The following is an 11,927-nucleotide window of genomic DNA, read 5'->3' on the forward strand; positions in this document are numbered from 1 at the left end:
GAAGGCAAATTTCGTTTCATAACTATCAAACAACACAAAGCAAGCGTACTTAAGTTATCGACAACGTTTAGAATATCTTAACCACGCTGCATGCATCTTTACATCATTAGTGACTGCTTTTTCTTGGACACAACGCTGACTGCATGTGCCTTGCATGATCGGCAACATCAATACCTAAATCGGTGAGATAGCCGCCATCTGATTGGGTAATAAGTCCCTTGGCGTAAAGTCTTGATGCAGCGTTAACCATAGTTTGGCTCGCGTCGTGATGAATTTTTAAACCTTGAAGCAGGCTATCGGTTGGAAACTTAAGTAATAGGTTTAACTCGTCGAGCATGTCCTGATCGAATATCGTCATATAACCACCTTAGGCAAAGGGTTAACAATTAGCGCACATTAGGCGTGCTACGCTATGAGAATTTTTTATCTTACTTGTTGCCACACTTCCTATATCACACCCAATTGCATGCGCTGTAAAGCGTAATTTTTGTCTGTAAAACGTTTAATCTGGTTTTCACACCGCGAACTGATCGGAGTTTCATTCAAAATAGTATATTCTTGCCGTAATTAAAGTTTGTGGAAAAGCCAGCCCAATGAAGTACAAAGATTTACGCGACTTTATTCGCCAGTTAGAAGCAAAAGGCGAATTAGTGCGCATAAAGCAAGCCATTGATACTGACCTTGAGATGACAGAAATAGCTGATCGCACCCTGCGAGCAGGCGGCCCTGCGCTGTTATTTGAGAACCCGAAAAATCACAATATGCCTGTATTGGCCAATTTATTTGGTACACCAGAGCGTGTTGCCATGGGCATGGGGCAAGATTCCGTTGAGTCACTTCGCGAAGTTGGCAAATTGCTGGCCTACTTAAAAGAGCCAGAACCCCCAAAGGGCTTGAAAGATTTATGGGAAAAACTTCCCGTATTTAAGCAGGTGCTAAATATGCCTGCCAAAGTACTCAAAAAAGCGCCCTGCCAAGAGGTAGTGCTAACGGGCGATGACGTTGACTTGTCAAAAATTCCGGTTCAGCGCTGCTGGCCGGGAGACGCAGCGCCACTTGTGACATGGGGCTTGAGTGTCACAAAAGGACCTCACAAAAAACGCCAGAATTTAGGCATTTATCGCCAGCAAGTCATCGGTAAGAATAAACTCATCATGCGCTGGTTATCACATAGAGGCGGTGCGTTAGATTTTCGCGAATGGTGCCAAACTCATCCGGGCGAACCCTACCCTGTTTCTGTTGCACTAGGTGCAGATCCTGCCACAATCCTTGGTGCTGTTACGCCTGTTCCTGATACGCTATCTGAATATGCGTTTGCAGGCTTATTGCGAGGTGACAAAACAGAGGTTGTTAAATCAATAAGCAACGATTTACAGGTACCTGCCAGCGCAGAGATTGTGCTTGAAGGTTACATTGCGCAAGATGAAACTGCCCCAGAAGGGCCATATGGCGATCACACCGGTTATTATAACGAAGTTGATGACTTCCCTGTGTTTACAGTGACCCACATTACACATCGTAAAGAACCTATTTATCACTCCACCTACACTGGTCGCCCACCGGATGAGCCTGCCATTTTAGGCGTGGCGCTAAACGAAGTGTTTGTGCCTATTTTGCAAAAGCAGTTCCCAGAAATTGTAGACTTCTATCTACCGCCTGAAGGTTGCTCGTACCGCATGGCGGTTGTTACTATGAAAAAGCAATATCCGGGGCATGCCAAGCGCGTCATGATGGGTGTATGGTCATTTTTGCGACAGTTTATGTACACCAAGTTTGTCATAGTGTGCGACGACGATGTCAATGCGCGTGATTGGAATGATGTTATTTGGGCAATTACGACGCGTATGGATCCTGCCCGCGACACCGTGATGATTGAGAATACCCCCATCGATTATCTTGATTTTGCATCACCCGTATCTGGGCTTGGTTCGAAAATGGGTATGGATGCTACTAATAAAATGCCGGGCGAAACCGATCGCGAGTGGGGCGTACCTATCGTGATGGATGAAGACGTGAAAAAGCGGGTTGATGATATCTGGGATGAACTTGGTATTATGTAGTTCGGTATGGCGAAGAAAAGCTATAACGACAAAAAGCTACAACACAGAACTACCACAGGCGTCACGTTAAATTATAAGCTAAGAAGTACAAGGTAAGAAGAGAATACATGTCAGAAATTAAGTGTAAGGTTGCAAGCATTACGCCTTTAACCGAAGTAGTACAAAAAGTTGAGTTAACTCCCTCTGAAACCTTGAACTTCAAGGCGGGCCAATACGCTATGATTGTGATGGGTGAAAAGGATATGCGTCCTTTTTCCATTGCTAATGCGGCTTATGACAACAACCGTATCGAACTACATATTGGTGCAGAGCCTGGCAATAGCTATGCGGGCGATGTGCTAGCCCGCATGAAAGAAGAGGGCGAAGTATCTGTTGTGGTGGGTAATGGCGATGCATTTTTGCAAAGCAACGGCTTACCTATGGTACTAATTGCAGGTGGCACGGGCTTTTCTTACACCTACTCTATTTTGCAAGAGCACCTAAATAGCGGCGATAAAACACCAGTCACATTGTATTGGGGTGCAAAGCACGCACACGACCTTTATTTGGCTGACGAACTCACTGCATTAGCTGCGGCCAACCCACATTTTACTTTTGTTCCCGTTGTAGAATTTGCAAATGACGATTGGACAGGCCGCACTGGTTGGGTACATCACGCAGTAATGGCCGACCATGCAAACTTCGAGAGTGTCCAAGTTTATGTTGCCGGACGTTTTGAAATGGCAAAAGTAGTACGCGACGACTTTACTCAGCGTGGTCTCAAAGTAGAAAACTTATTTGGTGATGCATTCGCATTTATTTAACAGCACACCTTATTGTTAAAAGCCGGCGTCCTGCCGGTTTTTTTGTTTTGTATTGCGATAACTAACTTATTCACACGTTTACTCTAATTGTTCGTTTTCACCGTATTCGTTATGGTTAAAACACAAACAATGGAGAAAACAATGATAAGAAACCATCCTAAATCGGTATTACCTACTCTTTTAACCGCACTGTGTGCCTCATTTCTGCCGGCCTCGTTTGCACAAACGAATAATAGCGAACAATCTCAATCGCTTTACGATATTAGCAATGCCATTTCACCGGCGCGAATTGAAAGCGACATTACTACCCTAGTGAACTTTGGCACGCGTCATACACTCTCTGAAACAGAGTCGAATACACGTGGTATCGGTGCTGCAAGACGTTGGATAAAGGCAGAATTCGAAAAGATATCTGCTCAATGCGGTGGCTGCTTAGAAGTGTATTTCCAGTCTGAAGTTATAAGCGGTGAAAAGCGTATTCCAGACCCTGTTGAGGTGGTGAGCGTCATTGCGATTCAGCGAGGCACGACTGATCCCGACCGCTACGTTATTATGTCTGGTGATATCGATTCACGCGTATCTGATGTGATGGACTATACCTCTGACGCACCAGGTGCAAATGATAATGCGTCAGGTGTTGCGGGCACATTAGAAGCTGCCCGGGTGCTAACACAGTACAAATTTAATGGCAGCATTGTCTATGCGGCGCTTGCCGGAGAAGAGCAAGGTTTGTTTGGTGGGCGCATTATGGCTAACAAGGCCAAAGAAGATGGCTGGCGCATTAAAGCGGTATTGAACAACGACATGATTGGCAACATCGAAGGTGTTAATGGCGTTATTAATAATACCACCGCGCGTATTTTCGCCGAAGGCACTCGCGTAACCGAGACAGAGTCAGAAGCAAGACGCCGTCGCTTCACCGGTGGAGAGGTAGACTCACCAAGTCGAAATCTAGCCCGTTATATCGACAAAATCGCCGATCAATATATTGAAAACCTAGACACTATGGTGGTGTACCGATTGGATCGCTTTGGTCGTGGAGGTCATCATCGTCCTTTCAATGACTTGGGCTATCCGGGTATTCGCATTATGGAGACAAACGAAAACTATACTCGACAGCATCAAGATCTGCGCACAGAAAACGGCATTGTTTATGGCGATACGCTAGAGGGTGTGAATTTTGACTATGCGGCAAAATTAACGGGGCTTAACGCGGTGTCGCTAGCAGCAATGGCGTGGGCACCCAATCCTCCATCCAATGTCACTATTGAAGGTGCCGTTCAACCGTCAACCACGCTGAAGTGGGATACACTAAGTGCGACGCAGAACCCTCAACTAAAAGGTTACAAAGTATATTGGCGCCATACCGATGCGCCGCAATGGGAATATAGTAAGTTTGTAGGTAAGGTAACAGAGGCAACACTTGAGAATATTGTTATCGATAATTACTTCTTTGGCGTAGCCAGTGTAAACAACGATGGCATTGAGAGTGTTGTGGTATACCCGGGTCCTGCGGGAAGTTTTGGTGAGTAACCGCATCGCATTGGATTAAACCTTTGTTGTGCATTACAGTGTAATAAAAGCATGTATGCAGTACGGAGACATCATCTTGCCTAGCGTTTCACTGATTCGTTCATCGCGCATTTTTGTTAAAGCCATGTCAACACATCGCCATGTGTTGACCGCCTTACTGCTAGCCGTGTCATGCCTTATGCCAAAAGCTGTGCTCGCTGCGACTACATTGGCAGCATCGCCGTTTGAAACTTACGTAAGTGATGACGGCGAACCTGCTAGGCTAAACGCTATTGTCAGTCATGCGTTTGCGCAAGCCAATTTGAGCGTTGATCTTCAGGTGATGCGCGACGCGTTCTTGGGCAGTGCCGTGTTAACTGGCAAAGTAGACGGTAATTTTGCCTACGTGAATTTAGGTGAGAGCACCGATGACTTTTTCATCTCTGACATCTACTTACCGATACACCTATATGCTGTTAGCAAGCGTTACGATGTCGAAAACGTACGACTGTTTCCCCATTTAAAAGATAACCGCGTAGCAATTGAAAACCGATTTGCTAATACGCCCACCTTTCGCGCACTAAAGGAAATAAAGTGGTCACGAAACCCCACCACTTTCGACGCGTTTCGCCAGCTTGCTGATGATAGAGCGCCCTATCTCATAACAACTAAACTGCTAGCTGATGAATTTAACTTGCTGCTGGCCAATGACAGTGAAGAATTGCTGCACTTTTCTGCTAAACCCATGGTAAAAACCGGCTTTCAATTGGCGATCAGAAAAACAGCAAGCAATGCACAGCAAACCATTACCGCATTTAACGACGCCATTGTTACCCTGCAAGACAATGGCACGTACAACGTACTGTTGAATAAACCTTGGTTAACCAAGGATATCGATAATGATGGGGTGGCTGATTATGTCGGCGCGTCGTCTGTAACCCGCCGTTCCCATTCGGTAGAATATGCGTTCTCTCTTGACGGAAAGCCAGTGTCAGCAAAAAGCCGCTTTTATATTGATGGGATGCAATACGCCACTATTGAAGATACACAAAGTGCACTTACCCTTTCTGACACATCGTTACAGCAAGAATCTCAACTTGACGCAACCATTTATCGAAACCTCATTCGCAAATGGTAGCGGCAACCTTTAGTATCACGCCTTAGAGCCCTGCGTTCACAAGCCTCTAGCCACACTCGCTTCTTAATTCAGTTTACTCCAATAAGCGCCTATACATCGTTAGAAGGCGCTTTCTGCACCTTATTTCTTATTTAACCATTTTTTGGCTAAGTCTTAGCAAAACAAAATGTATACAGATCTGTCTACTTTAAACTAAAATCAAGTTGTTCAATAAAACACCAAAGAGACCTTCTTATGAGCAAAAGTGAAGAACAACGTCACCCCCTTCCTCCTTTTACGAGAGAGAGCGCTATTGAGAAAGTGCGCCTCGCTGAGAATGGATGGAACGGCCGTAATGCAGAAAAAGTATCACTCGCCTACAGCGAAAATACCCAGTGGCGCAATCGCTCTGAATTTATTAGCGGTCGTGAAGAGGCTAAACGCTTTTTAGAGAGAAAGTGGGCAAAGGAACTTGATTATCGTTTAATCAAAGAGTTATGGGCTTTCGAAGAGAACAGAATAGCCGTGCGCTATGCGTATGAATGGCACGATGACTCGGGAAACTGGTTTAGATCGTATGGCAACGAAAACTGGGAATTCAACGAGAATGGACTCATGACAAATCGCTTCGCCGCACTGAATGATGTACCAATTTCAGAGTCGGAGCGCCTATTTCATTGGCCGCTTGGCATTCGTCCAGATGACCACCCTGGCCTTTCAGAGCTAGGCTTGTAAGCTGAGTATAAAGTAGACAGACAAGTACAAATTCATTCTTAAGCTGTCGTGGCGATGCTCGCTACGGGAATGGGGTTTGATTAGTCAAACATTGATTGCGAGATAGATTATGAAAGATATTAGCGAGTTACTCACCCAACACTCCTTTGACAGCTCTATTAATCACGTAGGCCCATTAGCTGGCATTAAACACTTCAGTGGCGCAGGCCAGCTACACCTTTTAGAGAAAGGTGCTGTTAAGGTATACCGCCAAGGTGGCAACGAGGTACTGTTAGATAAGCCATCGCTTTTGTTTATGCCCAAACCCGTTAAGCATCATATAGAATCTATCAGCGATGAACCTGCGCAACTTATCAGTGCGAGTATTAAATTCCATGTGCCAACACCAACTTTGGTGTTGAATGCACTTCCCGATGAACTCTATCTTGAATTAAGCCATGACAATGCTATTTCATGGACAATAAAGTGGCTTCTTGACGAAGTTCGTGAGCACCGCTTTGGAAAATCGACCATGATTGACAGATTAGGGGAAATGTTCATGTTACAAGTGTTGCGCTATGCAACAGAACACGGACAACTTCACCAAGGTACGCTACTTGCCATTAACCACCCGCAACTGTCAAAGGTTATCGATGCAATTCACGCTGATCCTGCGCGCAATTGGACACTGGAATCATTAGCTCAACTAGGCGCGATGTCACGGTCAAAATTTGCAGAGTCGTTTAAAGACGCAGTAGGACAAACTGCGAATGACTACATTACGTCCCTGCGATTGGCTATGGCTCAGAAGCTGCTTAAAGCTGAAAAGTCCGTTAATTATGTGGCATATGAAGTGGGGTATGAACACGGCTCAGCCCTTGCGCGCGTATTTCGCAAGAAGTTAGGGGTATCGCCAATGCAATGGCTGCAGCAAGAAAACAATCAATCGCTAGTCGCTTGATTTATCCACGCTGGCGCTCTGTGCTCTGCGCCCTTAGCAGCATAAGCGCCATATCTTTCGCTATTTCACCGGCTTCTGCAAGGTTCGTTGTATGCGCGCTAACAATTGCACCATCGGCAAGGAGCGCTAGCTTAATTGCGGTCTCCTTCGGCTGTTTAAGTGGTAAATTTCCAATTAACTCTTCAATGTATTGAATGACCACTTTTTTATGCATTGTACATATCGCATGGATGGGATCGTCCTGTCGCGGATACTCAGCCGACGCATTAATGAACATACAACCTGAAAACGTCGACATTTGCGTCCACTCTGTAATAGCATCAAAGAAGGCTAGAATTCGGCAATAGGGCCCCTCATTGCCTTCTGTTTTTTCGAATTTAGCCACCAAGCGTTTGAGCATCGACATAAATTCATCATCTCGACGCTTAAGCGTAGCAATAATTAGCTCATCTTTTGATTTAAAATGGTTGTATAGCGTTCTTTTAGCAACACCTGACTCCGCTAACACCGCATCAATACCAGTACCTTTAATTCCCTGGCGATAAAACAGCTTTTGTGCCGTTTCGACCAAATGTGCTTTCTTTGACTTCTTGGTAGTATCCATAGTCCCTCTTAAAAGCATACTATTATGTATACTAAGAACGGTTAACACGCTTAATTATTGCAGTTTTTACTAATATTAAACTTATACCATTATGTCTACTTTAGATAGCAATGATCATCGATAGACAATCTTATTACGCGGTGAGAGTGAAATGAATGTGTTTGATGCAAGAATTAAAAATATCCGATGTTTCTGCGCTAATATGCTTTTGAAAAGGAAAAGCTGATAAAGTCGAGCCCAGGATTCGGCTTTTTAAAGCCCGCATTAGAGTAATGAAAATAACGTAACGCGATAGAATACTCTCGCGCCTCGCCAAATCGATACCCAACACCTAACCGATCCTCGAACTGATAGTGTGTACTCACATCCTTTCCAGCAAATTGCGTATCATCGAGTAAAGAAAGGCCAATTCCTACTTCACCGTATAGTTCACCCTCCATACATTCACAAAATGTGTACTGAAGGACCGGAGATAAAGAAACAACAAAATTTGAGTCGTAGTGCTCTGGCGTACCATACTTCCAAAAGTTGACACTACTTTCAGCATACACCTTTATTCTTGAGTCAAAATCGTAGGCCTTTAGGATATCGAAACGGTAGGCGAGTTTTATGCCCTCCACGTCTCCCTCACCTCTTATATAGTCAGCGGAAATTTCACCTGCGTGCGCGCAAGCAATATTCATTGATATGAATAAAAGTGATAGTCGAGCAATGCGATTTAACGTAAACATATTTCACCCCAAGAGTGTTCTCTAATGGGGGAATATTGCCGTTTTTAGCAGTGCAAAACTTATCCATTCGTACGCTGTTTTAGACAAATCGCACCAACTTGTGGGTGATATAGATCGTAACTTACGCACCACATATATTTGTGATGCGTGAGTATCTTTAAAAAATGATATTTGCTTGCGTGTATCTATTTTTTACTAAGCGGGTTTATACTTTTCTATGTATGCAACGATGTCTGCAGACTCATACAACCACTTTACTTTCGAACCTTGCTCTATTCTGAGGTATGGTACCTGACGCTTGCCTCCTTGCTTTATAAGCTCTTCGGCATATGCCACACGCGTTGTAATATCCCTTGTGGCTAGCACTAGCTGTTTCGATTTGAGGTAGGACGCCACATAACGACAAAAGGGACACGCTTTGCGGTGATATAGCGTAAGACCTTCGTACCCGGGAGTCACTTCTGAAGAATTTTTGGATATCGCTTTGGATACCAAAGCATTGCGTTGCTTTTGCCTGCGCTTTTTTAAACTAAACATAGTGTCACCTTTCATTTAAAGGCTTAACCATATCGCACAAAGCACAATGGGCAGCCCCCAAAACGCCAAAAGCTGAGCCCATTTTGCTAATAAACGAAAAAAACGTCTATTTGTACATTTCTAGAATTGTGAGTAATTCCTCTCCATCTACAGGCTTTGAAACGTAATTCGAGAACCCTGCTTTTAGGGCTTTAACGCGGTCTGATGTGTACGCATAGGCGGTCAGTGCTACGGCATCAAGCGATGCTATTTGCTCAATTTCGCTAGCGCGAATTTTAGTAATCAGGCCTAACCCATCAAGCTCGGGCATTCCTATATCGGATAGCAGCAGGTCAAATGCTTCAGGCATATCATTCACTTCTTTCCATGCCAATAAACCATTTTTCACCACGTTAACTCTGGCGCCATTGGACTCTAAGAAAAGCTTAATAAAATCGCGAGCGTCTTGTTCATCTTCAGCGACCAAAATGCGTAAACCCTCTAAGCGGCGCGACTCTGTAAGGTCACTTATTTCAGCATTTTTGGTTTCAATAATATCTTCGTGAAGATTCAATGGTGCAATGGGTAAAGACACGAAGAAAGTAGTGCCCGTATTAGGGCCATCACTCTTTGCGTAAATCTCGCCGCCGTGCATTTCCACTAAACTCTTTACTATCGAAAGGCCTAGCCCGAGCCCATGTCGGTTGTGCTCGTTTTTGCCTTGATAAAAACGTTCGAACACGTGGGATAATTGCTCTCGGGTCATTCCCTTTCCGTTGTCTTTAACTCGGAACAAATAATTGGAATGATCACGTTTACCCAGCACGTGCACTGTTCCTCCTTTCGCGGTGAACTTCAGTGCGTTACTTAAAAGGTTATTAATAACTTGCTTAATACGAAGGCTGTCACCAAGAATTTGAGTGTGTTCGTCATCGCACGCTATGCTCAGTTGAATATTCTTACTGGCAAAGCCAGCCTCGAAAGATTTCGCAACTTCAGAAATGGCGTTAGCTACTTTCAGTGAGTGAGTACTGAGCTTCATTGTGCCCGAAATAATGCGTGATAAATCGAGAATATCGTTGATTAGCGCAGCTTGCGTTGAGGCAGCACGTTTAATTACCCCAAGCGCGTCAGTCATACGATCGATATTATTCACATCCATCAATGCTAAATCGGTCCATCCCACTATCGAATTCAGTGGCGAGCGAAGTTCGTGGGAAATGCTAGCAAGAAATTGATCCTTCGCTTTATCGAGCTCTTCCAATTTACTGATTTGCTTATCCAAAGACGCTTTAAGGCTTAACGCATATGGGATAAATAAGTGATCGAAGCCTTCAATAATAAGTTTGTCGTCTTCTGTCCATTCTAGCGACTCATCAGCAACACTTTGCAAGTACATATCAAACGAATTACGTGGTGTCAGCGATTTACCCACGTCTTTTCGAGCCGCTTCTTTCCCTGCCCAACGTATTGTTTTATCTTTCTGTTCTCTAAACCAAACCGTGTAATACCCCAATTTAGAAGAAACGCACGATATATACATACCGCGGATACCATTCAAATCCCGGGTTTCATTAACTTCATCACCAAGCCGATTAATCGCAATTGACTGCTCAGAGTTCGCTATAGCAAATTTGTCCAACAAGAAGGCTAATGTTGAATCTGAAGGTGTTTTCCCTGTGGCATAGTTACCGGTTGGCGTAACAACCGCCATACCGCAAGACTCTGTCACTTCAAGAAGTTGTTTTTCTTTTTGCGTTATTGCTTCAAGTGGGTTCGAAAACGTCGTTAGCTGATGAACAATGTTATTGAGCATGCGTTGTCGAATTTGAAACTGCTCTTTTTTCTCGTGTAATGCTTTAGTGTGGAGCTGCCATGCGTAAAGGTGACCAAGCGATTCACACACTAAACGTTTCTTCTGGTCGATGTATCGTGGCGTATTATTATGACATGCCAACAAGCCCCATAACCGCCCTTCAAATACCAAAGACACGGAAAACGACGAACGTATGCCCATATTCTTCAGATATTGAATATGGATAGGAGACACTGAGCGCACCATTGACATAGACAAATCTAGCGGGGGTCTGTCATCGTCGATTAAGCTGGGCACAAGACCAATTGGACTTTCTTCTACATCGTAAACGCATCGCACTCTATTTCGAAGGTATAGCTCTCGTGCTTGCTTTGGAATATCTGAAGCCGGAAACTTTAATCCTTTGAAAGAACGAGCATCGACGTGGGTAGCTTCTCCAATGACTTCTCCGCAATAGGCTTTATCAAATTTATAAACCATCACTGAGTCGAACCCGATATAGGATTTGAATACACTTGCTATAGCATCAGCAACATCGTTGATAGACTCGCAATGTTCTACGTCGGGCAATAGTGGACGAATATCCACATCCATTGGCACCCATTGTTTCGCCGCTTCGTAACTCAGTTGTGGTGTAGGCTCAAGTTCAATGACCAACAAGCCATTAGAGTCAAATGCAACACCACTGCCCTCTTTTTCCCAGTCTTCCAGGTGTAGAGCATTTTCTGCGAATTTCCACTGATAAGCACGACGCGTATTACTGCTGGCAACAGATTGGTGAATAGTTAAAAAAGTGTGTGCATCTGGGGCGGGTATATCGATAAGCTCTGTAATGAGCGTTTCACCGGGAACAATATCAACCTTGAAGAGTTGAGATATATTCTCACTGACAACCTGAATTTTTTTGTCGTTCGGGTTTACCGCGATTACATAGCCAAAGCTTTGCACACTCTCAATAAGATGAATAGCTTCGTCTTCACAGTTTTGCAGTGTTTGAATCGCCACTATTAGCCTAGACACTTCCCAGCCGTTGAACATGGCGTTTTTCATACTCTACTGGTGACAGTAAATTATTGGAACCATGTTTGCGTTT

Annotated in this window: 11 protein-coding genes; 6 read left to right on the forward strand and 5 right to left on the reverse strand. The window is 44.3% G+C overall.

Features of this window, described 5'->3' with window-relative positions; all coding sequences use genetic code 11:
• Window positions 1-106: 106 nt before the first annotated feature.
• Window positions 107-358, reverse strand: coding sequence for a TIGR02647 family protein (locus LHL20_RS18260; RefSeq protein WP_159627433.1), 252 nt, complete (start codon window positions 356-358; stop codon window positions 107-109).
• Window positions 359-593: 235 nt separating this feature from the next.
• On the opposite strand from LHL20_RS18260, the gene ubiD reads away from it, so the two are divergent.
• The 6 genes from ubiD to LHL20_RS18290 all read left to right on the forward strand — a co-directional run bounded on the left by ubiD (window position 594) and on the right by LHL20_RS18290 (window position 7,167).
• Window positions 594-2,060: a 4-hydroxy-3-polyprenylbenzoate decarboxylase gene (ubiD, locus tag LHL20_RS18265; RefSeq protein ID WP_226434298.1), complete on the forward strand. Its 1,467-nt coding sequence runs from the start codon at window positions 594-596 to the stop codon at window positions 2,058-2,060.
• Window positions 2,061-2,167: 107 nt separating this feature from the next.
• On the forward strand, window positions 2,168-2,863 hold the full coding sequence (gene fre / locus LHL20_RS18270) for an NAD(P)H-flavin reductase (RefSeq protein WP_226434299.1): 696 nt from the start codon (window positions 2,168-2,170) through the stop codon (window positions 2,861-2,863).
• A gap of 141 nt (window positions 2,864-3,004) precedes the next feature.
• Window positions 3,005-4,396, forward strand: coding sequence for a M28 family metallopeptidase (locus LHL20_RS18275; protein ID WP_226434300.1), 1,392 nt, complete (start codon window positions 3,005-3,007; stop codon window positions 4,394-4,396).
• Window positions 4,397-4,451: 55 nt separating this feature from the next.
• Window positions 4,452-5,513 carry a substrate-binding periplasmic protein gene (locus LHL20_RS18280; protein ID WP_226434301.1) on the forward strand — a complete coding sequence of 354 codons (1,062 nt, stop codon included), beginning with the start codon at window positions 4,452-4,454 and terminating at the stop codon, window positions 5,511-5,513.
• Between the two features lie 234 nt (window positions 5,514-5,747).
• Complete coding sequence (locus LHL20_RS18285; protein WP_226434302.1) at window positions 5,748-6,227, forward strand: nuclear transport factor 2 family protein; 480 nt, start codon at window positions 5,748-5,750, stop codon at window positions 6,225-6,227.
• 109 nt (window positions 6,228-6,336) lie between these two features.
• Complete coding sequence (locus tag LHL20_RS18290) at window positions 6,337-7,167, forward strand: helix-turn-helix domain-containing protein (protein WP_226434303.1); 831 nt, start codon at window positions 6,337-6,339, stop codon at window positions 7,165-7,167.
• 1 nt (window position 7,168) lies between these two features.
• Here the strand turns inward: LHL20_RS18290 and LHL20_RS18295 are convergent, their stop codons facing one another.
• From LHL20_RS18295 to LHL20_RS18310, 4 genes are all read right to left on the reverse strand, one after another.
• Complete coding sequence (locus tag LHL20_RS18295) at window positions 7,169-7,771, reverse strand: TetR/AcrR family transcriptional regulator (protein ID WP_159627447.1); 603 nt, start codon at window positions 7,769-7,771, stop codon at window positions 7,169-7,171.
• A gap of 197 nt (window positions 7,772-7,968) precedes the next feature.
• A complete protein-coding gene (locus LHL20_RS18300; protein ID WP_226434304.1) occupies window positions 7,969-8,502 on the reverse strand; it encodes an acyloxyacyl hydrolase in 534 nt (177 codons plus the stop codon).
• 195 nt (window positions 8,503-8,697) lie between these two features.
• Complete coding sequence (locus LHL20_RS18305; protein WP_226434305.1) at window positions 8,698-9,039, reverse strand: glutaredoxin family protein; 342 nt, start codon at window positions 9,037-9,039, stop codon at window positions 8,698-8,700.
• 106 nt (window positions 9,040-9,145) lie between these two features.
• Window positions 9,146-11,884 (reverse strand): ATP-binding protein, encoded by a 2,739-nt coding sequence (locus tag LHL20_RS18310; RefSeq protein WP_226434306.1) that lies wholly within the window; start codon window positions 11,882-11,884, stop codon window positions 9,146-9,148.
• Window positions 11,885-11,927 lie beyond the last annotated feature (43 nt).

This window comes from Alteromonas sp. McT4-15 (genome assembly GCF_020515205.1).
GTDB lineage: Bacteria > Pseudomonadota > Gammaproteobacteria > Enterobacterales > Alteromonadaceae > Alteromonas.